The sequence below is a fragment of the Mucilaginibacter sp. GW821-FHT07H05 genome, from assembly GCF_059418485.1.
This window is the reverse complement of sequence record NZ_JBWKPY010000001.1, coordinates 512,592-535,317: the sequence shown is the minus strand read 5'-3', so window position 1 is coordinate 535,317 and position 22,726 is coordinate 512,592. Positions and strand designations below refer to the sequence as shown.

Below are 22,726 nucleotides of genomic sequence, written 5' to 3'. Positions count from 1 at the left end.
GCGTGGACGCTTACTAATACTATGGTTCAAGCGCGGACGCTTGAACCTGCTAATCAAAAAATGTATAATGGCAGGCTCCAGCGTCCACACTGGAATCACCTTCTCATTGAGCGTCCACGCCCCTTCTATCTTAAAGTAAGCGTGGACGCTTACTTAACACTATGGTTCAAGCGCAGACGCTTGAACCTGCGGGTTTTTTCAGGGTTAACACTTAAAAAATCTAAATAATTAATTACCAGTTACTTAAGTCAATTTTTAGCCAAATTGTGTTAAGTTGTGTTAACCCCTTTGCAACAGGCTAAAACCTAAATCCAGCCGAGATATAAGGATAAGCGCCCTCCTTTGAAAAGCCGACCACACCCTGTATTAAAAACAGGTTACCCGGTAAAAAGAAGAGGCCGCCGCCATAACCCACATGCAATTGCGACGAAGTTTCGCCCGGCGACCACACCCTGCCTACATCGTTAAACGCAATCAAACCCAGGGTACCTGGCAGCAGGTACGATGTTACATCGGCCAGTTTCATCCGCAATTCAAGATTGTTGAACGCCATGGTTTTCCCGGTGAACCGCCAGCTGTAAAAGCCCCTTAAATTTTGATTACCGCCTAATTTTAATTGCTGATAATAGGCCGCGTTACCCAATGTGGTACCAACGCCAATACGGTCGGCAATAATAAATGTCGAGTCGCTGGCCGGGTTGATGTAAAAACTAAACTCCGATTCAATTTGTCCATAGGTGTGGGCATTACTATTAACAGATTTCATGGCCGACAGGTCGGTTGTCCAATAAACACCCCTGTGCGGAACAATGCTTTTATTACGTGTATCCAAACTGAAACCGGCTACTACCCCGGCAAACCCCTGTCCCGAAAACACCTTCTCGCCCGGCTGCTGCAGATCGTAATTTTTCAGGTATTTGTTTTGATTGTCATCATCATCGCCATGGTAATATTGGCCGCCAACGCCTGCGCTCACTGTCCAGTTATTGTAGGTATGCCTCAACCTGATATCGCCATCAAGGTAATTGTAAATATTGCGGTAATACCTGATCTTTTGGTTCCCCGAGTTAACAAAAACACTGTTATTACCCGTACCAAAAAAGTAACTGGTATAGTTAGGCCCTTTACTTAAAATATTAACCAGTATATCGCTTTTGCCAATAGCCTGCTTAAACTCGCCTTTATAGTTTAACAGTAAGGAGCTGGTGCCAAACCCGTAATTAACCATCAGGCTTTGCCTGAAAGCGTAAGGATCTTTCCTGAAACCCTGTTTCTGATAGATAAAATTACCGATAAACTGCAGGCCATAATCCTTATTATAACTGGCCAGCATCAACGGCTGTAAAAAATCGTATTTAAAATTCCTCTTAACAAAGCTGTTCACCAGCGTATCGGTTGATGTGCGCAACCTGGCCTGGTTAGCGGCCGGTAATTTGTTTTTTTCGTCAGACCGGTCGTAGATGTATCGGTTGCCTTTACTGTGGATGTTATCGTCTATCACAAAAGAATCCTCACCATCCCCCCCTATCATCCTAACGGTTATGGGTGACGATGCATTTCCATGTACCGCAAACACATCCTCGCCGCCCATGCCATATAGCCTGATCTCGTCTGTAACCGCCGGATCAAACGTCCGCTGATAGGTCACCTGCTCCAGTTCACCGTCTTTCTTGATTTTATTGATCTTCACCGTCACCTGGCCCGATGCTTCATTGGTGATATCGATATGTTCGCGCTTATCCGTAGCCGGCACTTCTACTTTTCCCGAAATAAAGCGATAATACTTCATGGCCTGCCGCTTTAATATATTGCGGCGGGCTATCAGTTTTTGGGTGATGTCCGCTCCGCAGAGCTTATAAATGGTATCCGGCATCAACTTAATCGACCTGCTGATCAATTGATCGGTCAGTTTACTTTGTACCTCGGCAATGGCTGTTTCCCAGTCTTGCTGGTTTAATCCGTTCAAAAAGTAGCGGTCGATGTTCCTGCCGTTCAGGTTCCACCGGTTTATGGAGCGGATATGATCCTGGTAGCTTTGAAACTTAGCCATTAATAAATGCCGGGAAACCAACCAGGGTATCACCCCCGAGGTACTGCTAAATACCTGGTCCCTGTCGCGCGGAATAGGTTCGTACAAGATCCCGTTATTATCGTCCTTTTTCCGTTCCCATCGCCATTGATCTTCGTGGCGGTCCCAATCCCCCAGCAGCATATCCAGCAAGCGGGCTTTTAAAAATGTTTTCTGGTCAACCCGGTTGTCATTATCTTCTTCCAGTTTTTCCTGGGCCTTAGTCGTATTATCGGTGTTATCTGCATCCAGTGGCTCACGCTCTTCAAAAAGGAAAACCTGGCTGGCAAAATCTTTCTGATATTTGCCAAATGCCGGGTCATCGGGTACATAAACAATTTCGGGGCTGGCATGGGGTATGCCCAATGCCTCGGCCATAGGCGGCACAATGATGGCCGCAAAAGGATGCTCGCTGGCTATCTGATCGGAAATAATGGTAGCGGCTACGGATTTTCGCAGCGTTGGCGGCAATATCCTTTCAGGGTACTTTTGGATAGTACGCAATACCCATTCGTGCCCTTTAGCATCCTGCAAACGCAGCGATTTGGTTTGCATACCGCCGCCGCGCTGTAATATTTTCAAACCACCTTTCTCCTGCAACAGGTGAAACACCCGCATTTTAACCGGGGCTGCCCAAAGCTTTCGGTAGCTTTCGCCAAAAAAGAAACGGTGGGTACCATTTACCTGGTCAAAAAGCGGTTCGATAGCTAAGGTAACGCTATCGTTTTTCACCAATGACTGGGAAAATAACTGTGTGCCGGCAAATAACAAAAAAGCGGTGAACGCGATTTTTGGGGTAATCATGCTTTTGTATAAATAACCCATAAGTCTTTATTTTTTGTGGTCAAACTTTAATACGTTCCCCTTTGTAATCTCATCCCCCTCGTTAGATATGTATAAATTATTATGTTCATCAAAGGTGATCCCTTCGGGCTGCCTGAACGAAGAAGGGTTTAACGGATATACCGCCTTAACCTTCCAATCAGCATCGGCAATAACCAACATTTTATTTACCGATGACAGGATATACCAATCGTTAGTACCCGGATCTTTTGTTAATGCCGATGGATGAAAGCTTATCTTTTTAGCACCTGACATAGCCCCGATATCCTTTACATTAATGCTGAATTGCCCGCTTTGCTTTACCGATCCATCTGCTGATAAGCTTAGCGTATACCCGCTGCAGTTTTTTGATGGGTTATCATCACTGCAATGCTTGCACAGGGCATACAACTGATTAGTTTTTTCGTCGGCATATAAGCCTTCATATTCGCCTTCAGGCAAAACCTTTTCCCATTTTTGAATGTTGGTGATAGTGCCGCTCCTTAATTGCCCGAAGGGGAAAACAAATAATACGCCGCTGCTTTTTAACACCACTACCTGATCTCCTAAAATAGCGATATCCTCATAATCCCCCGACTTGCCAAACCCGGCATGCTTCACCTCCGTATCGCCCGGTTTTAAATAATAAACACGGCCGTTTTCGTCTTCTTCGGCATACAGGGAATCGGCTTTGCCATGATGGAAAGCGATACCCGATATTTCTGTCAGTTCTTCCGGCATTCTGTATTTAACAGGCTTGTTCAAATCATATCCGGGCGGACTGTTGTAAACCTTTTTATCAGTACAGCCCATCGCCCAAATCATACCGAACACAGCAAAAAGCAGGAATAGCGCGTTTACTTTTTTCATACCTTTTTCTTTTTTAAAAGCTCATATATCGCTTTTTGCGATTGTACAGAAGGCCCATCACCCGTTATCGACACATTTTCTATTTTTTTGTCCAGCATTACCCCTTGTACGTTATCCTGAAGCTGCAGGTTAATTATATCGATCATTTCCGACTTGATCTGTTCATTGTAAACAGGGAAACATACCTCTATACGCCGGTAAATATTACGGTTCATCCAATCGGCCGACCCCATATAAACTTCGGACTGGCCATTGTTATGAAATATGAACGCCCGGCCATGCTCCAAGTAACGGTCAACAATCCGTTTAATGGTAATGTTTTCGCTCATGCCCTTTACGCCCGGTATCAGGCAGCAAATACTGCGGACCAGCAACTGCACCTTCACCCCCGCTTGTGATGCATCATACAGTTTAGAGATCAGCACCCTTTCTTCCAGGTTATTTAGTTTAATGATGATGGCAGCCGGTAACCCTTTAGCCGCGTTGCTGATCTCCCGATCTATCATCTCTAAAAACCGGTCCTGCAAATTAAACTGGGCCACCAGCAAATGCTTAAAAGGGATCAGATCTGGCGATGAGGGCTTTTCCCTTTTGGCTAAAAAGATAAACAGCAGTTCTATCTCACGCAGTATAGCCCCATTGGCGGTCATTAAAATATGATCGGTATAAAAAGCAGCGGTACTTTCATTAAAATTCCCGGTTGCCAGCAAGCCGTAATACTTAATACGCCCGTTAATGTTGCGTTTTACCAGAGCTACTTTTGCATGCACTTTCAGCGCTGTTACGCTATAAACAATGTTTACACCGGCGGCTTTCATCCGTTTGGCCCATTTCAGGTTATTGGCCTCGTCAAAACGGGCTTTCAATTCTACCAGAACAGTCACCTTTTTACCTGTGGAAGCGGCGTTCATCAAAGCGTTAACAATGCGCGAATCGCTGGCCACGCGGTACAAGGTCACATAGATTTCCTCTACCGATTCATCAAGGGCAGCCTCGTTAAAAAACCGCAAAATGGTACCGTACGATTGATAAGGCGTATTGATCAGCTGATCTTTTTTCTCTATCCGGTCAAAAATACATTCCTGCTCATCAACGGGCGTATAAATAATGGCCGGCCATTTTGGATAGCGCAGGGCCGGTATATTTACCGGGAAGCTAAACAGATCTTTTAAATTATGATAGTTACCACCTTCTACGTGGCTGGATAGCGGTATCCCCCAGCTTTCGCTTACTAAATGCAATATACGCAAAGGTATCCCCGGCTGATGCAGAAAGCGTGTGGCGATACCCTGGTCGCGTTTTAGCAATTGTTTTTCTATTTGTTCTGATAAATCGCCCGGGTATTCGTCCTTCAGGTCAAGTTCGGCATCGCGGGTAATTTTAAAGGAATAGCAGCCTGTTATTTTTTCGTTCTTAAATATCTTATCCAGGTTATACCTGATGATATCATCCAAAAAAACCACATAAGCCGTATCCTTTACATCAACCCTGAAAAACCTTGGCAGATCATTAGACGGGATATCAAGCAACATGGTTTTGGCGCTGCCATTAGGATATTCCAGGCTGATCAAAAAATAAAGCTGGTTATTTTGCGGGAAAAACCTTTTCTTTTCCGATAGTTCAACCGGCTGCAAAAAGGCCATTACCTGGCTAAAAAAATAATCGCCAACGGCATCGGCAATGGCAGCCGGCAAGGGTTCCTTATACAGTAAATGAATATTGTTTTGCCTTAAGGCCGGTATAATACTTTGGGTAAAAATTTGTCCGTATTGCTCCTGGTTTTCCTGTATTTTATCCTGCGCCAGCGTTAGCGGACTATTGCCGGCGGCGGTATCTTTTAATTTGCCCAGTTTATCCAAGGCGTAAAGAACGGGCATCCGCACCCGGTAAAACTCATCCAGGTTTGATGAAAAAATGGCTAAAAAGTTCACCCGCTCCATTAAGGGTATATCGGCGCGCGCGGCCTCCTGCAATATGCGCTGGTTAAAGGAGAGCCAGCTTAGGTCGCGGTCAAAAAAAATATATCCGGCCATTACAATTATTTGGTGGCTGCCGCGCTTGTATGAAGTACAGAGGCTACAATAAAGGCTAATACAGATACCACCAGGCCAAACATAAAGATATTATAAGCGGCCCTAAGCAAGCGGTATTTACGCCCCAGCACAACCCCTTGCGAATACACATCCTTAATCAACGTTCCATAAAGGAAATCGGTATCATTCATCACCTGTATCATACCGTGCCTGTATGTTGCCAGGTCCATTTTATAAAAATTGCCAAAAAACAGCAGGTTCACCGTTTTATTGTCCATATCCTCCTGGCTATAAACACCGTTGGGGATATTAGGCCGTGTGGCTAATATGGAAAACACCATGGCTAATAAACTGATGGTAAGCAGGATGAACGTAGGAATAGTTAAAAAGGCATTTTCATCCAGTTTTTTTAATACCAAACTAATAATTGCCGAAAGGATGATAGAGTTAACAGTAATGAGTATATGCGCTTTCTGATCGGCCATATCGCTTAAGCGCTGATTGTTGGAGGAGGTGATCCTGAACATGGTTTCAATCCCCTTTTCGGGGCGATCATCTTTTTTGTTTTTCTTCACTTTTTCAAGTATCGGCTGCGCTTCGCCTTTTTCCGCGACTACAACCGCGGGCTGATGATTTGTTTCTTTGGTTTCTTTATGGTCCTTTTTCATGGCCTCTTCCTGTTTCTCTTTTAATTTATGCAGGTTTTTTTCCTGCTGGTCACTTAAAAGCAAGCGCACATAGTCGGTAAAATAGCGGTGGCTTTCCAGCAATCCAATGCTGTTTTGGCGCCATTGCTGTTTATCAATATTATCGTGTTTACACAGCTCAAACTCCTTACGCAGGAGTTTGCTCTTATCAAAAAACTGATCGGTACCTAAATGAAAAAGGTCGGCATCGCAGATAATCTCCTGTAATAACCCATTAGGCTTTTGCGGCATTTTGGTAGACAGGATACAGCCCCTCACTTTTTCAATTACGGCAGCGTCAACCCTTAGTTGTTTTAAATGATCGGCGGCAAGGTTAGCACCCTCGGTTTCATGGTTGGCTTTATCAATAAAATAACCCACATCATGAAACCAGGCGGCACATATCACCACAAAAAAATCCTCGTCGCTTAACTGGTAATGGTTGGCAATGCGGGTAGCGTTGGCTACTACCTCTTTAGTATGTTTAAGATTGTGGTATAACAAATCCGCATCCTGATGCATCTCGTAATAGGATAATACGTATTGCTTTACCTCTTCTGCTAATTGTTGAAATTTCATTAGTATCTGTAATATCGGGTTAACCAAATTTACCCTAAAAATTTGCAATAATGCCTACTCGCAGTAAAATTATGTGTTTAACCTTACAATTTACACAGATAACAAGCAGAACAACCCGGCGGTTTTATTTAATGGCTATCAAATGCTATTCAACAACAAAGCCCTGCAATTAGCATTGCAGGGCTTATGATTATATGTTGATTTTGGGATATTATTAGTAATCACTTACCCGCACACAAAACACGGTACGGTTATCCTGGCTGTATTTGGATGTTTCATATTCGGTTAAACACCACATTAAACCGCCACCATCTACGTATAACGATTCGGCGCCGTGCGGCCACCTGTAGCGGGTACCCAGGCTTGCACCGTCGACATATTTTACCAGGCGGGCTGTAGACCCTTCGTATGTTGAATTGCCCGTAGAGGTCAGGAATGCGGTAGTGCCGGCTTTATAATCACCTTGCGCACGCATTACCGGGTCGCCGGCCGCGGTATTATCATTGGGGGTAATAACCGTTGGCGGACCAGTAACCACACCTGTTGAACTGATTGGGAAACCGAACATTTGCGGCGTACCGGTTGTTTTGTATTGACATGTCCATAAGCGTTTGTCGGAAGCGGTTGAGCCCGATCCCAGCGATACGGACGAGAAAGGACTACCGCCGCCTGCAATTTTATAATAGCCTGTTTGCGGCAGTATGCAGGTATAATCAAAGGCTATCAGGCTGCCATTTGGTTGTTTACCGATAGAGTTTTTACCGGGATCGGATACTACGTTATCAATCAGCTTATTCAGATCAAAAACACGGAAACCTAAACTGGTATCGGCTATATAAATTTTCTGGTTAAAATAAGCCACACCACCGGCATGCATGGTTACCGGGATAAAGCTATCGTACTGGATAGGGTCTTCGGGCGCTACCGGCTGGTCGTATAACAAGCTGGTGTTGTAGTTAGCTTTATCCTGCACCAGTAGGATCAGCCTGTAGGTTATGGCGCTCATGTTGGTAATATCGGCCAAAGCCAGCCTTACTCCTTTATAATGATTGTGCGCGCCGGGGATATCAGCCTCATCGGTACCGTACCAGGTTACCAGTATATAGGTGTGCGTACCCCAGGTAAAACCACAGATCCCTTGCGGGCGCCAGTCTTCGGTTTGCTCATCGCCCGGGTTCCATTTAAAGCCTTTTACCTGGTTAGCCGTCGGGATGTTAAAGCCGTAAACAGCATTATAGCCGGCCGTTGTGGCCGATCTGTTCAGCGTAATTTGTGTTGGATTTTTATAGCCATAGGATGAAAGAGAACTCACAAAAGCGCTTTCATCGGTGTAGGTAACGGTTACCGCGTCTGTTTTAAGCAGGGGAGCTTTTTCGGTTGCGGTAGCATCCGGACTTTTAATCTCTGAATTTTGGGTTTTGGTGCATGCAGTTAGTAAAACAGCCAGCATGCCTGCCGCGAGGTAGTTTATTTTTCTCATCGTAAAATAGGTTTTAATTTGGTTAAAATTGATACGAAACACAAAATGTAACTATTTAAAATAAAAAACAATTACATATTGTTTCGTTTATACGAAATTAAAAAACAATTGTTACGATAACATGCGGTTTATGTTATGTTTTGGTTTCGAAAAGATCTATTTAAATACTGAGGCCAGCATTCTATCCATATCCTCGTCGGTACCGCCAATGCTATCGCCAAAGCGGCCTATAATTTTACCCTTAGGATCAATTAATATTTTGGTAGGAATAGTATGAATGCCGTATTGCTGGTTCAAATCATCAGGATTGGGCAGGCGTTTACGGGCCAGATCCATGTTTAATCCGCGCAATACATGTTTCCATATACCTACCCCGTCTTTGGCTACAGCGCCTTTCCAAAGTTCGGGTCGGCTGTCATCATCAGAGATACCTATTATTTCCAACCCTTTGCTTTTGTATTTATTGTAAAGCGCTATCATATGCGGGTTACCTGCGCGACAGGGCACACACCAACTGGCCCAAAAATCAAGCATTACGTATTTACCTTTAAAATCACTTAGCGATAATGGTTTGCCATTAATGTCCGTTTTACTAAAAATCGCGGCTACAGCACCCGGCGAGCCAGACTCGATATCCTTTATCTCCTTAGCAAGCTGTATACCATTCTCACTATTTTTCAATTCGGCGTTAAAGCCGTTATACACCCGCCTGATCGAATCCAGGCTCATGGATGATACATAGTATTTAATCTGATCGACAGTGATATACGATGTGGGGTGCGCAATAAAAAACTGGTAAGTAGCTTTTTTAATCCGATTTTGATAGGGCTCAAATTTATCGCGAATGGCTGCCTGCTTTTCGTGATCTTTTTCGGCATAATATTCATCAAGCACCGGTTTCATTTCAGCACGAATGGGTAACACTTGGGCTTCCAATTCTTCGTATTCGGCCTGAGTTTTTGAGCCGGTAAGTTTTATGCCGGCTAAGGTAGCAGCATCGCCCGTGATGGTTTGCATTCCCGGATCAAGATAAACCGATTTGGTGCGGCTTTCCAATTTAGTGCGGGGTATCACCTCCCCCGCTGTTTTAAACAACACGCGGGCATTTACCGGGTGGTTGATATTGCCACTAATAGCGAATACTCCATTATTGACAGCTTCAGCCGCATGGGTATATTTCCCGTCGGCAGCTACATAATCAACAAATACCGAATCCATACGGGTTCCTGTTAACTGGCCTTTAAGCATAAACGTACCGGGGCGATTTTGAGCCTGAATGTTTGTGTCAAAAGCAAGTGCACTGATGAGTATAGCGTAGGCAATCTTTTTCATAATGGCTAAGATAAAGGTTTAACCACAAAATGCACACAGAACAAGCACAAAGGCCACAAAACCATTGCAAATAGCTTGTGCATAACAATGACGTTCTAAAAGCCCTTGGGTTCTTTGCGAAACCTCTGTGATCTTTGTGGTTAAACCATCATAATGATCCCCGCTTCAATACCCGGAATGGCATTTTAATTTTCTGACACTGGTCCTTCAGCAGCAGGTTACCTACGGTGCGGCCCATTTCGGTAAAGTCGGTTGTGAACACAGTGATATCCATCAGTTCCTTCAACACGGTTTCGTTAAAGGATATAATACCGATATCTTCACCCAGTTTAAAACTGGTTTGGCGTATTTTTTTAATCAGTTCGGCCAGTTCTGTTTCCTCAATGGCTATATAGGCCGTGCCGGTCTGCAATAATTCATCTTCGGCATTTTCGCTTACCTCAAACTTTTTATTGATCAGTTGGGCAAACTTCCGTACGCCGTCTATAATTTCCAGGGGGTGATTACTATAGGCGGGAATAATGATCACCAGCCGGTTGTATTTCACAAACATATCCGCCACCGACATCAGGGCGTTGTAAGTATCATTTTCAAAATCCTGGTAAACAGCCATGTAGCTGCCTTTTAGTCCACTGGTATCTTTATCCAGCATCAACAGTTTTTGCTGCGGGATCTTTTTAATCACATCCAGGTAGCTTTTGTTGGTGGTTTCATAAAAGAAATGCGGCATCACCACATAATAGTCGTACTTGCCGGCGCTCTCCGCAATAATATCGTTCAGTATTTTAGCATCGTAATGGTGGATCTGTAGGTCTACACGGGCATTTTCGGCCAGTATTTCCAATATTCCGTAGTAGATGAGTTTTTTATAATAACTGATCTTGTTGAAGATCAGCAGTACTTTCAGCTTCGCCTTGTCTTTATCAACCACGCAGAAACCTTTACCGGCTACCTTGCTGATATAGCCCTTCTTTTTGAGGTGCATATAGGCCCGCTGTACCGTAACTTTTGATAAGCCCTCTTGCTCGCACATGGTATTCATGGATGGCAGGCGCTCATTATTTTTTAAGCGGCCGGTTTGGATATCATTAACAACCGAATCGATGATCTGCTGAAATTTAAAACGGGAATTGTCCGGGGTATTTTTTATTTCCATATGGCCTGAATATAAATTGCTGTAAGGTAAAGCCAATCTACTGCTGCTTATTAAAATGATTCAGGCATTTGTAATAACAGAAACAAATTGAAATTAAATATACAATAACAAGCTGCAAAAAACAATAAACCTGAATCTATTATCGCCAATTATTTACGCCAATTCCACCGGCCCTAAAATGCCTTGACTATATAAAGGCTGTTTTTTATTGATCAGCCATTTAATGGTATCCTTATTACCTTTTAACGATGTAGCCATATAATTACCCAGCGTGGTTGTCAGTTTAACAGACAAGGTATTACTGCCTTGTTTCAGCACGCCTTTCACCGGGTAAATATGATCGCCATACCAGCGGTTACCCAGGTTTTTGCCGTTTAGCATAACCTCACTTACACCCGCTACCTTCCCCAGGTTAAGGATGTTGATATCAGCTATATTACTCACGTTAAAGGTTTGCTCGTAAACTGCATTACCGGCAAAATCCACCAGTACAGTATCGGTTTTAAAATCAATCAGTTTATCCAGTTTACGGGTTTTCCTGCTTCCATCGTAATGGTTAAGGGTTAAAGTCCATGGTGCATCAATAGCCTGTACCGCTTTTTTGGCCTGCAAAAGCGGCGCGTACTTTTTACCCTGTGCATGACTGTCAAAAACAACCAGCTTAGTTTCGGCCGGGCCCAGATTGATCTTTAGCTTATTGCTTTTCCCTTCGGTTGGATACAGGTACCGATCGCCTGTTTCCGGGTTCCAGATCCAGGCTATACGGTTTGCCGGCACCTTAAATTCGGCGATAAACTCAAACCTATCGGTATTGCTGTAATTAGAGATAAAAAAGGAATCTGTTTTTGCCGATCTATAATAAACCTGGCTCACCATCTTGTGCGGACGGTCTATCCTGACATAAGGCTCCAGATTAAACTTTCCCTGTAGGCCTTTGTACCAGTTTAACATGGTATCATCGGGCGTTGGCGCGGGGTATAAGGTTACGTTTTTACTTTTAATGCTTTTGATGGTATCATCTACCTGCTTATCCAGCGTGGCATGGTTATAAAATCCCGGTGATTTGGAGGGAGATTTACCAATATAAATGATCTGCCCGCCGGCATCGGCATAGCGTTTAATGGCTTTAGCGGTATCTACATGCAGCGTTTCGGCTTCTACAATTAACAGCACCTTGTACTGCCGCGGGCCATAAGTAAGCTTACCGTTAGGGAAAGTGGCCTTTTGCAGGATGCTTTCGCTGATATAATCGCAACCGCTGCCGTTTTGATGAATGGCTTCCCAAATACTGTGTACATAATTAGGCAATGCTGTTTCGGGGAACGGATCCCATTGCGCGCCGTATTTGCTCCACAGATCGGGCAGCGGGTGCATCACGGCAATGTCCGACATCATGGTACCATCCTGGAATACAGCCGACAACCGGCCCTTGTACCCTACCCATTGCTTCAGGTAAGGCCACCACGGATTCCGCTCGTTAAAAAAACTGCCATACCGTACCCAGCCCGGGAATGGCGCATCTTTAGGACTGTAATTAAAGCCATGTAGAATGGAATGCGTTACACCCGACAGGTTACTTTGATCGCCGGTTTGCTTAATGCGTTCCAGCGTATCGTTAAACACGATCTCGGTATTGGTGATCTCTTCGCAGCTGATCAGTTTTTTACCAGCCAACCGGGCGCCAGACGAAACAAACTTGTTCACCTCTGAATAAGAACGGCCCGCGCCCAATGCTTCCGAGGATGTGGCTTTCGCATTAAAGGTGCCATAACCAAACTCTTCTAAATTACTGCCGGTAGAGCGGCGGATCCAGGTCTCGCATTCGGGGATATCGATCTGCATGCTGGAATCAGACGGATGGTACTCGCGCCCGTAGGCTTGTACCCGCGATTTCAACCCGTTCTTTTTACACCAGGCCAAAAAGGTATCCAGGAAACGCTCCTGAAACATTTCCATTTTAGTGATCTCGAAATCGTACCGTATACGGTCTAATTTTTCCGTTAATTGTATGCTTGGTACCGATCCGTATTTTTCGTTAATAGCCATTCCCAATCTGCCTGTTTTAAACAGAATGAATGGCAGGTACGGCAATAAGGAATATTTACGGCGTTTCTCAAATTCCTGCAGCATATCATCACACCAGTTGGCGCCTTCCAACTCCAAACTATCCATAAATATCGAGCGGAAGCGCTTACCCATTAAGCCCAGCTTAGGGGTAATCGCATCCGACATTTTATTGAGGTATTTGGCAACGGCCGCTTTATTATAGTGGTTCAACACCGGCCCGCTTGCGCCCGGCGCACCAAACATGGTAGCCATAAAACCCGTCATCTTTACCAGGTAATAAAGCACGTGGCTGCCTTCGGGTACATTGATGGCGATATTATCCTTACCAACCTCCTTATCCAGATCAATAACGGAATCTATACTATTTAATCCCGCAGGCGCCAGCCGCATAAATGATAATTCCCGGTAAACAGTCGTATTTTTTGATGATATCGGCGGGTCGACCGCCTTCAGCAAATCTGCTTTGGTAAGGGTTAAAACCTTAGGGCCGCTTACGTTAATGGTTTGCAGCGCCATCATTTGAGTTTGCTCGTCCTTTGTTAAAAACTCGCCGCCAAATGGCCAGCCCGATCCCATAATAATATCGCAGATCATTCCACGCTCTTTCGCTGCGTTCAGCGTAAAATCAACCAGGGCTATCCACTCATCACTTAACCAAACCAGTTCCCTGGAGTTCATCGGATCGGCCGTTTCAGGGAATCGGATAGAGTTGATCTCTACCCCGCCAATACCCAGTTCTTTCAGCATATCCAGTTCGCGCAGCAGTTCATCTTTTACAATGCGGTTACCATTCCACCACCAGCGTACAAAGGGCTTGGCGGTATTGGCCGGGTTTTTAAATGCCGCGTACAAATCGCTTTCGGGTATGGCATCAGCACCGTACCAACCGGCATTTTTGGTCATGCTCAACAGCGGTAGCCCGGCAATAGTTACCGAACCCAGCTTAATAAACTTCCTTCTGTTTAAACTCATAATTAAAGGTTTTGATAACGGCTTTTCAGCAGGTTTTTCATAAATACATTGATGGCCCATTGGTCGGCTATCGGCTCATTGGTATAGCACTGATAGCTCATGTACGGGTATGGCCCAAATTCGGGTGTGATGGTGCAGGTATCGCGCCCTTTTTTTATCTGAATATCCATCCACCTGTCCCACCATTGCAGGTGATGGGCCAGTGCCTCAGCGTTCTCCGGCGCCCTTGGGTCGGTAACCTGCGGGCCTTCTGTATGCCCAACGCGGGCGTGCAGATGATCGGCATGCTGCATGGCCAGCTCAACGGCCTCATCCTGATCTTCCAAATAACTTTCGGACACGCAAACCCAGTGCGAAAGATCTAAAGCTAAACGCACCTCTTTAAATTCTTCCAGATATTCCTTTACCACATGCGCCGCGTAAGCCCATTTATTACGATGGGTTTCATGGATGATCCTGATACCGGTTTTGCGACTGAAATCATCGCACATGGCAAAGCATTCGGCCATTTGGCTTTTAGTATAATATTCGCGGCCCGTATGCGAATTAATGAACCGCGGCTTTATTTTGTCGGTTTGATAGGTAGCTAAGATCTCCAGGTTTTTTTGCAAGGCCATTTTATAACGCTCAAAATCCTTCCCCTCCTGCATTTCTGAATGCAGCAGGGCCAGTTCCAGATTATAGTCTTCCAGCGCCTGCAAAAGCGCGTCCCGTTCGTGCAGGGTTTGAAGGGGAAAAACCTCTACCCCATCATAACCATCGGCTACTGCTTTGGCAGCAAATTCGAGCCAGGACAAATGCTCAGATCCCCAACGGGGGGCATAAAACTTAATTTGCATCATTAAATTAACGCTTATAGATCAACGGGTTCTGTTCATCGTCGTTTAACATATCGCCTACTTTTATCTTTGCCAGGTATTCATCGGGCAATATATTGGGTTCGCCGTTAAAGGTGTTTCCATCGGGCATATAGGCACAGGTCATGGCCCGGCGAAAACCCGGCGTCATGTTAGCGTGCGCGCCATGGATGGTTAACCCGCAATGGAACGAACAACTCCCGGCCTTCATAGGCGCGGCGACCGATTTAGCGTTTTTAAACTGCGGGTAAAAATTAAATACCGCCCCCATATTTTTCCCGATGCCGGGATTTTCGAAAGTAGTTTCCTTATGCGATTGGGGGATAAAGAACAAACAGCCATTCTCCAGCGTGGCATCGTCCAGCGCTACCCAGATAGACAGCGCCCGCCTATCCGAAAACGACCAGAACGGCGTATCCAAATGCCATGATGTAGGGTTAGCCCAGGGCTTTTTGATCAGCGCCTGATCATGCCAGATCCGGATACCATCTGCACCTGAGAGGTCGGCTGCCATTTTACCGATGCGTTCATCGCACATCAGTGCTTTCACTTTATCATTAGTTTGCCAAAGGTTCAGCAACTGGTCAAATACGTTATTGTAATAATCGGCATCTTTGTTAATACCGTCATCATCGCCTATTTTAATATCCTTGCCCGGCATTTTCTGACCGTTACGCTGTATAATAGCTTCGGTAACCGCGGCCCGCCAGGTTTCCAGTTCTTCGGGGGTTAAAAAATCCTCAATAACCACATATCCGTTCTCTTTATAAAAGCCGATCTGGCTTTCTGAAAGTTGAGTATTCATATTTTAAGTTTGGTTTTATAATTGATTGCTAAAATTAGCTGACCTTACCCACGATTGATATAGGTTATTGATATATAAGTTGTACTTTTTGACATATTAACACGGAATTAACACGGCAGTTTATATCTTTATATTTCATGAAAAACTATAGTAAGTATATCATATCAAGCCCACTGGAAGAAATCTGGGGACTTTATATTACTACTACCGGCTATACCAAAATTGATATCAACCAAACCTACCCCCTCAATAACGAACATCCCGAAAGCCATGCCTTTAACTGGGACTCGGGGCGGATATTGGATGGTTATTATATTGTTTTTATCTCTAACGGGTCGGGGCTTTTCGAATCGGCCCATACCAGCACGCGCCATATCAATGAGGGTGATTGTTTCCTGCTTTTTCCGGGCACCTGGCACCGCTATAAGCCCGATACGCAAAGCGGCTGGGAAGAATACTGGGTTGGCTTTAAAGGCACCTATGCCGACGATCTGATGAAAAAAGTTTTCAGTCCCGATAACCCATTTATTACTGCCGGCTTAAACAACAACCTGTTAAAACTATTTCACGAATTGCTGGAACATGTTCAGCAGGCATCGGGCGGTTACCACCAGGTAATTGCCGGCATTACTTTACAAATGCTGGGCCTCATCCATTCCATTGCCCATCATACCGAGATCAGCGCCTCAAACACCAGTCAACTGATCGAGAAAGCGAAATTTCTTTTCAGGGAAGCTTTGCAGGAACCTGATAAAATAGAGAATATCCTGCGAAAGCTTCCGGTTAGCTATTCCAAACTCCGTAAGGATTTTAAAGCACACACCGGGCTATCACCTAACCAATACCAGCTTAATTTACGATTGGATAAATCTAAAGAGCTACTGGTAAACACCAGCCTCAGCATCAGCGAGATCGCTTATCAAACCGGGTTCGAATCATTATCTTATATGTGTAAGATCTTTAAGAAAAAAACAGGTGTTTCGCCCAAACTCTACCGCGAGCAATTTAACCCGCACTCTTAATTATTTCTTTTTGGAATAAATTACGCCTACTATTATAACAACAGACCATCAGGCAATCCATCCCCCTGAATATGAACGAATACCCGACGATCTGTGTATTTTTATGAGTTAGTTAGCGAATGGTACATTGCCTTATCAGTTAGTGTTGAATACTTTTTACACTGTGAAAGCAAGCCATCATCCGTGCCTGGTTTTACTCTTTAAAATCAAGCTTCAGTTTGAATGGTTACTGGCCCCAGCAGCCCTGATGGCAGCAGCGGGGCATCCTTTTTATAAATAATATTGGTATTGGTTAATTGCTTCTCTTTTGGCAGCGCCGCATCCCCTATCAGCCGGTTTGGCCACAGGTTAATGACTTCAATTTTTAATACATTTTCTCCCGCCTTTAAAGCCGGGGAAATATCGATATGCCAGGGCCCAGTCCATACAATACCCAGGTGTTTCCCGTTGAGGGTTACATCGGCAATGTTTTTTACCACACCCAGATCCAGATAAACCGGTTTGCCGTCAGCAACAGCTCCAAAATCAAATTTTTTGGTGTAGATGGCTTTGCCTGAAAAATATTTGATCCGTTCATCGGGATGTTTGCTCCAATCCTGCAAACCATCAAACACAACCGATTCCGGGCCGCCCCATTTGGTATCAAAAGCTACATTCCAGGCACCGGTAAGTTCCTTTGCTATGGTCAGATCAGGGAAGTTAACGGCGGTACCAGAGGTTGATAAACCCGAGTTTTTATGGAAAACCACAAAGAAAGACTGAAAAGCCGCGAATTTCAAAGGCACTTCTATCCTGCCGTTCACTACTTTATAATTTACCTTGTTGTTTACTTTGGCGGTAACAGCATCCCAAATTTCGGGCGCGTGGCTTTTAACCCGGAAAGTACAGGTAGATGCCAGCGGTTTACCATGCCGGTTGGTCACAAAATAGATCTCGACTTCGGGTGTGCTGCGGTGGATAAAATCCAGCCAGTCATCCTCGCCGCCGGTATATTCAAAATCGGGCTGGATATTGTTCTTTAATAAAACTGTCCTGATGGCTTCGCCCCAAAATACGCGGCCATTGCCGTAATGGTTTTGCTTAACGCTTTTACCGTTTACTTTGCCCCATACCTGTTTGGCCAGCGCTTGTATGGCCGTATCGCAATGCGGGAAGTTTTTTAGCCCCGAGTCCTGAACAGGCATTGGGCCAATAACCGTAGCCCCACCTTTTACCAGTTCGCTGATCTTATTCAGCACAGGCAAAGGCATGCGGCTGTTATCGGGCAAAACCAATACCGCGTAGCTCATTCCATCCGGCAAAACAATACGGCCATATTTTACCGATACGCGGGTAAGCAAAACCTCCTCGTTACACACATCATAATCGTAACCCAGACCTAAAGAAGGGTCTGTATGTTTTTGAGCGACCAGGTTGGGCGCTACGTCACCGTTATAAAACAACACATCGGCCACAAATTTGCCTGCCCGCAGCAGGTACTGGCAGCGTGCTACATAATCAAAAAATGGCGTAGTTTTTTCCCACCAGGTTACGTTGGGATTAAAGTGGGTACCGGCAGCATATTCGTATCCGGGCTTACCATCGCTGGGGCGCGATGCGGTAGAGGTGTGTATCGCGATGCGGTTAACGCCCTCGCAATAGGCCCTGTCCAGCGCTTGTTTTAGCGAGCCCGGATAATCTACCCAATGCCTGAAACTGGTAAATGCCTCGGCAGATACCGCTGCCTTGCCATAAATATGCGCGGCGGAAGCGGCCATTTTGGTCACTTTATTTTGTCCTTTATCCAGGCGCGATGTACCGTATCCCTGATCATCGGCCAATGTAGCTTCATTTTCATGGGTTAATCCCAGCCAAAACTCTCCCATCGGGAAATCGCTTCGGCCCAGATTTTTCAACCCGTCCATACACATGGTGCCCGAGCGGCTTGGTCCTGCCGCCTCGTTTTGTACCAGCATCCCTTCTTTATGGCACAAGTCGGCAAAGTGTTTATAATGCTCGTCGGCCATGCAATCGCCTAAGGTTTTGCGGTAATCGTTCAGGAAACGATCTGATACTTCGGCGCTGCCGACCAGGTAGCCCGATAAAACCGGCAGGTATGGGGTGGCATCGTAGCCGCGGTATTTTTTAAAATATTTCAGAATATCACCCGTCCAGTTGGGGAAACCGTCTTCAAAGCTATCATCGCAAAAATACATAGGCTTGTTGCCTACCTTAGCGGCTTCATCAATAAATATGCGGCCTACTTTCTCAAACTGGATATCCAGGCCCTTGCGGGCAAACCAATCAACCGATAAGCCATCGGCTTCGGGCTGTGCAATCATTAAGCGCGCGCCCGTCATACGGTGACCTGTACGGATGATCTTCCATTTACCGGCTGGCACTTCCCAGTTCAGGTGGCCGTCCTTGTCAACTTTATGTGTCAGATCTATCACTTTACTCACCGGCACCGGGCGATCGGCAGGGTTATTATGCCATTGAAACAGCACCGGGCCCATAATATCGGTAGCTAACGAAAAATTGCTGGCATCTTTATGATTGGTTTTAGCGGGCAATACAAACGCGCGTTCGCCGGTGATCTTGCCCGTATTATCGGGGACGGCAACAATAGCCGTATCCCGGTAATCCAGTTTTTCCAGGGGCAAATCAATATAATCTTTATACCCAGGCGGGTTAAATACAGCATCGTACCCCACCCGGTTACCCGGTAAAGGCAGCTTGCCCGAGAATTTTTGCGGACCGCTTAGCGACAGTTCCGATTGCAGGTACCAGCGACCGGCATCCTTTGGCTCAATCCACGGGCCACCCATATCCCAACCCGAACACATGTTGATCCCTACGCCAATATTCAGCCTTTTGGCTTCCTTCATGGCATGGCGATACAGTTCTTTCCACTCTTCCGAGAATAATTTGGTGCCTTCGGGATATGGTGTACCGCCCAATCCGCCGGCTGAGTTTACCAGTAATACCTGCCCCATGCCTTTATCGCGGTATTCTTCCAGATCGCGGGTGATGCCTTCCTTATCCACACGGCCGTTAAACCACCACCAATAGCACGATGATTTGGCACCATCGGGCGGGTGAAGGAAATTTTTGCGCAGGTCGCTGATATTGATCACTGCTACGCCATTAAAAACAGCGGCTGCCGCCTTCGAATTCAATAAGGTAACACTGGCTGCCGCTACGGCACCTGTTTCTAAAAATTTCCGCCGGTTAATATTCATTATGTATAGTTTATTAATTATTGCACATATTCGAAATGGTAGCTGCCCGATCCGGCAGACATTTCGGTTGTGTTATTTTTTTTACTGATATCTTTAAGATAAGCTACCTTGCTTAGCTCTACATTACTTTCGGTTATTACCGCAGCTGCTGTAGGTAAAACAATCTTCGCGGTGGTGTTTGGCGGAATAATCACATCCAGCATTATCTTACCACCGTCTATTTTCCAGGCCGATCTTACTTTACCGTACTGTGTTTCCAGTTCGGCCGCGGCGCTGGTGATTCCCCCGCCCGGCTTTGGGGCGATGATGATCTTTTTGTAACCCGGCGCGGCGGGATCAGGGTTTAGGCCTGCCATGGTTTTATACATCCAATCGCCAATGGCACCGTACGAGTAATGGTTGAACGAGTTCATGGTGATATTTTGGAATGAGCCATCGGGTTTAATACCGTCCCAGCGTTCCCAAATAGTAGTAGCCCCCATTTTTATAGGATAAAGCCATGATGGGTAGGTATCCTGCAAAAGCAATTTGTAAGCAATATCGGTATAACCAAAACGGGTGAGCACATGGCATAAATGCGGTGTGCCTAAAAAACCGGTAGTTAAATGGTTACCGTACGATTTGATATTATCTGCTAACCTGGCCGCCGCTTGCTCCCGCAATTTCTCCGGCAGCAAATCGAAGCTTAATGCCAGCACATAAGCCGTTTGCGAGTTAGAAACCATCCTGCCCGAAGGGGTGACATATTCGTTAAGGAAAGCTTTTTTAATATCGCTTAACAGGGCTGTATAGGCTATTACATCGTTCTCGCGCTCCAATACCTTTGCCGCATTAATTAAGTTTTGGGTTGAATAAGCATAAAAAGCCTGCGCTATCAAAAACTTATCGGTTATGGCGGCTTTCCCGTCGCGGTCGTCGGCCATGGTATAAAACAGCCAATCGCCGTAGTGCGGGCCGCTGTTCCACAAATTATTTTTACTAATGCTGCGGATATATTCAACCCAGGCTTTCATACTGGTATATTGCCCGGCCAGCAGTTTTTTATCGCCATAGGCCTGGTAAAAATTCCAGGGGATAATGGTAGCCACATCTCCCCAGCCTGCCGAACCTGCATTTTGCGGCTGGCGCACATCGGGTATTACCACCGGCACGTTGCCATCCTTATGCTGATCGACTTTCAGGTCCTGCAGCCATTTGGTGAAAAATCCGGCCACATCCATATTATAAGCGGCAGTATTAAAAAACACTTCGGCATCGCCCGTCCAGCCCAAACGTTCGTCGCGCTGCGGGCAATCGGTAGGCACATCAACAAAGTTTCCCTTTTGCCCCCATTGGATATTGTGCTGCAACTGGTTCAGCATGGCATTGGATGTCACCAGCGATCCGGTCGGCTTCATATCCGAATAAATGGCAATGGCGACTACATTGTTACTGTCTAATTTACCGTTGTAACCTGTTATTTTAATGTAACGGAAACCCTGAAAGGTAAAATGCGGTTCTACGGTGTCTTCTTTAGTCCCGCTAAGGATATATTTATTTTCCTGTTTGGCATCCCTTAAATTATCGGTGTAAAAGTTCCCGGGTTTGTCCAGCACCTCGGCATGGTTTATAGTTACGGTATCGCCTGCTTTGCCTTTCAGCTTTAATTGCACCCAGCCTACCAGGTTCTGGCCAAAATCAACCACGGTTTCGCCTTTAGGTGTTTTGATAAATTTCAGCGGATGAAAACGCTCGTGCTTAATCACCGGCGGGCCAAGCGGCGCTACCAAATTATCATAACCGGTATTGGTAACTGTAACCCCCTGCCAGTTATTACCGGTAAAGGATTGTGCCATGGCTTCGCCTTCTAAGCGGGCATCGTAGGTTTCGCCATTGTAAATATCCGAAAGCCGTACAGGCCCGTTCATAGATGATTTCCAGTTACCGTCCGATGTGATAGTCTCTTTAGTCCCATCAGCATAAGTGATCTCTAACTGAAACAGCAGTGCAACTTCTTTGCCGTACACATTCCGTTTAAATTTAAACTCCAGGTTACCCCGGTACCAGCCATCGCCAATAGTAACCAGGGCGGCATTTTTACCTTGCTTTAAAGCCGCCGTAACATCATAAGTTTGATATTGCAGGCGTTTGTGATAGCTTGTCCACCCGGGTGTAAAATAATATTGCCCAACCCTGGCACCATTTAAACGCGCCTCGTACAAGCCATGCGAAGTAATGTATAACCGGGCCTGTTTAACCGGTTTAACTACGTTAAAATTATTGGCAAACATAGGCGCGGGGCCAACCTTTCCATCGGTGGCTTTGGCTGTTTGGATCCACTTAGCCGACCAGTCGGCAGGGGCAAGCAATCCCATTTCCCAATAGTTTACCTCGCTCCAGGGCGATGCATTTTTATGATCGTCCCAAACCCTCACCTGCCAGTAGTAACGCTGCCGCGACAGCAACTTAGGCCCTGCATAATTTACATGGGCCGATTCATCGGAACTGACCTTGCCGCTGTTCCATATTAAATTTTTGGCACCGGCAACCTCCTTGTTGCTTAAAGCTACCCGGATCTCGTAAGCGGTTTGCATTACGTTATGCCCGGTGGAAACCAATTTCCAGGCCAATTGCGGCTCTGTTACATCAATGCCAACCGGGTTGGTTTTATAGTTACAGGTTAAATTACCTACCGTTAAATTTTGAGCGCTTACAACCAGCCATGGCAGGAGCAAAAGAAATAATAAACCGTGTTTTTTCATATTAATTCAGGCTAA

General features: G+C 45.5%; 13 protein-coding genes. 1 reads left to right on the top strand and 12 read right to left on the bottom strand.

What is annotated here, in order from left to right; all coding sequences use genetic code 11:
- Positions 1 to 298 precede the first annotated feature (298 nt).
- The 10 genes from AC07M6_RS02270 to AC07M6_RS02225 form a co-directional block, all read right to left on the bottom strand.
- Positions 299 to 2,872: a BamA/TamA family outer membrane protein gene (locus AC07M6_RS02270; RefSeq protein WP_494887220.1), complete on the bottom strand. Its 2,574-nt coding sequence runs from the start codon at positions 2,870 to 2,872 to the stop codon at positions 299 to 301.
- A gap of 27 nt (positions 2,873 to 2,899) precedes the next feature.
- Positions 2,900 to 3,760 carry an SdiA-regulated domain-containing protein gene (locus AC07M6_RS02265; RefSeq protein WP_494887218.1) on the bottom strand — a complete coding sequence of 287 codons (861 nt, stop codon included), beginning with the start codon at positions 3,758 to 3,760 and terminating at the stop codon, positions 2,900 to 2,902.
- Positions 3,757 to 5,793: a polyphosphate kinase 1 gene (ppk1, locus tag AC07M6_RS02260; protein ID WP_494887217.1), complete on the bottom strand. Its 2,037-nt coding sequence runs from the start codon at positions 5,791 to 5,793 to the stop codon at positions 3,757 to 3,759. Before ppk1 ends, AC07M6_RS02265 begins: the two co-directional genes overlap by 4 nt.
- Positions 5,794 to 5,798: 5 nt before the next feature.
- Positions 5,799 to 7,058, bottom strand: coding sequence for a Pycsar system effector family protein (locus AC07M6_RS02255; RefSeq protein WP_494887215.1), 1,260 nt, complete (start codon positions 7,056 to 7,058; stop codon positions 5,799 to 5,801).
- Positions 7,059 to 7,272: 214 nt separating this feature from the next.
- Positions 7,273 to 8,538 (bottom strand): YajG family lipoprotein, encoded by a 1,266-nt coding sequence (locus tag AC07M6_RS02250; RefSeq protein WP_494887213.1) that lies wholly within the window; start codon positions 8,536 to 8,538, stop codon positions 7,273 to 7,275.
- A gap of 156 nt (positions 8,539 to 8,694) precedes the next feature.
- Positions 8,695 to 9,870 carry a TlpA disulfide reductase family protein gene (locus AC07M6_RS02245; protein WP_494887212.1) on the bottom strand — a complete coding sequence of 392 codons (1,176 nt, stop codon included), beginning with the start codon at positions 9,868 to 9,870 and terminating at the stop codon, positions 8,695 to 8,697.
- A gap of 148 nt (positions 9,871 to 10,018) precedes the next feature.
- Positions 10,019 to 11,026, bottom strand: a complete 1,008-nt coding sequence (locus AC07M6_RS02240) for a winged helix-turn-helix domain-containing protein (RefSeq protein ID WP_494887211.1) — start codon at positions 11,024 to 11,026, stop codon at positions 10,019 to 10,021.
- Between the two features lie 153 nt (positions 11,027 to 11,179).
- Positions 11,180 to 14,065 carry a glycosyl hydrolase gene (locus tag AC07M6_RS02235; protein ID WP_494887210.1) on the bottom strand — a complete coding sequence of 962 codons (2,886 nt, stop codon included), beginning with the start codon at positions 14,063 to 14,065 and terminating at the stop codon, positions 11,180 to 11,182.
- A 2-nt stretch (positions 14,066 to 14,067) separates the two neighbouring features.
- Positions 14,068 to 14,907, bottom strand: a complete 840-nt coding sequence (locus AC07M6_RS02230; RefSeq protein ID WP_494887208.1) for a sugar phosphate isomerase/epimerase family protein — start codon at positions 14,905 to 14,907, stop codon at positions 14,068 to 14,070.
- Positions 14,908 to 14,911: 4 nt separating this feature from the next.
- A complete protein-coding gene (locus tag AC07M6_RS02225) occupies positions 14,912 to 15,727 on the bottom strand; it encodes a phytanoyl-CoA dioxygenase family protein (protein WP_494887206.1) in 816 nt (271 codons plus the stop codon).
- Between the two features lie 137 nt (positions 15,728 to 15,864).
- Here AC07M6_RS02225 and AC07M6_RS02220 point away from each other — a divergent pair, with 137 nt between their 5' ends.
- On the top strand, positions 15,865 to 16,749 hold the full coding sequence (locus tag AC07M6_RS02220) for a helix-turn-helix domain-containing protein (protein ID WP_494887204.1): 885 nt from the start codon (positions 15,865 to 15,867) through the stop codon (positions 16,747 to 16,749).
- A gap of 206 nt (positions 16,750 to 16,955) precedes the next feature.
- On the opposite strand, the gene AC07M6_RS02215 is transcribed toward AC07M6_RS02220, so the two are convergent.
- Both AC07M6_RS02215 and AC07M6_RS02210 read right to left on the bottom strand, forming a co-directional pair.
- Positions 16,956 to 19,970, bottom strand: coding sequence for a glycosyl hydrolase (locus AC07M6_RS02215; RefSeq protein ID WP_494887202.1), 3,015 nt, complete (start codon positions 19,968 to 19,970; stop codon positions 16,956 to 16,958).
- 17 nt (positions 19,971 to 19,987) lie between these two features.
- Positions 19,988 to 22,711, bottom strand: a complete 2,724-nt coding sequence (locus tag AC07M6_RS02210) for a family 78 glycoside hydrolase catalytic domain (RefSeq protein ID WP_494887201.1) — start codon at positions 22,709 to 22,711, stop codon at positions 19,988 to 19,990.
- Positions 22,712 to 22,726 lie beyond the last annotated feature (15 nt).

What these genes read in the sequence shown, in the direction of transcription:
- AC07M6_RS02270 (WP_494887220.1), bottom strand. Translation starts at nt 2,872, where the DNA reads ATGATTACCCCAAAAATCGCGTTCACCGCTTTTTTGTTATTTGCCGGC.
- AC07M6_RS02265 (WP_494887218.1), bottom strand. Translation starts at nt 3,760, where the DNA reads ATGAAAAAAGTAAACGCGCTATTCCTGCTTTTTGCTGTGTTCGGTATG.
- ppk1 (WP_494887217.1), bottom strand. Translation starts at nt 5,793, where the DNA reads ATGGCCGGATATATTTTTTTTGACCGCGACCTAAGCTGGCTCTCCTTT.
- AC07M6_RS02255 (WP_494887215.1), bottom strand. Translation starts at nt 7,058, where the DNA reads ATGAAATTTCAACAATTAGCAGAAGAGGTAAAGCAATACGTATTATCC.
- AC07M6_RS02250 (WP_494887213.1), bottom strand. Translation starts at nt 8,538, where the DNA reads ATGAGAAAAATAAACTACCTCGCGGCAGGCATGCTGGCTGTTTTACTA.
- AC07M6_RS02245 (WP_494887212.1), bottom strand. Translation starts at nt 9,870, where the DNA reads ATGAAAAAGATTGCCTACGCTATACTCATCAGTGCACTTGCTTTTGAC.
- AC07M6_RS02240 (WP_494887211.1), bottom strand. Translation starts at nt 11,026, where the DNA reads ATGGAAATAAAAAATACCCCGGACAATTCCCGTTTTAAATTTCAGCAG.
- AC07M6_RS02235 (WP_494887210.1), bottom strand. Translation starts at nt 14,065, where the DNA reads ATGAGTTTAAACAGAAGGAAGTTTATTAAGCTGGGTTCGGTAACTATT.
- AC07M6_RS02230 (WP_494887208.1), bottom strand. Translation starts at nt 14,907, where the DNA reads ATGATGCAAATTAAGTTTTATGCCCCCCGTTGGGGATCTGAGCATTTG.
- AC07M6_RS02225 (WP_494887206.1), bottom strand. Translation starts at nt 15,727, where the DNA reads ATGAATACTCAACTTTCAGAAAGCCAGATCGGCTTTTATAAAGAGAAC.
- AC07M6_RS02220 (WP_494887204.1), top strand. Translation starts at nt 15,865, where the DNA reads ATGAAAAACTATAGTAAGTATATCATATCAAGCCCACTGGAAGAAATC.
- AC07M6_RS02215 (WP_494887202.1), bottom strand. Translation starts at nt 19,970, where the DNA reads ATGAATATTAACCGGCGGAAATTTTTAGAAACAGGTGCCGTAGCGGCA.
- AC07M6_RS02210 (WP_494887201.1), bottom strand. Translation starts at nt 22,711, where the DNA reads ATGAAAAAACACGGTTTATTATTTCTTTTGCTCCTGCCATGGCTGGTT.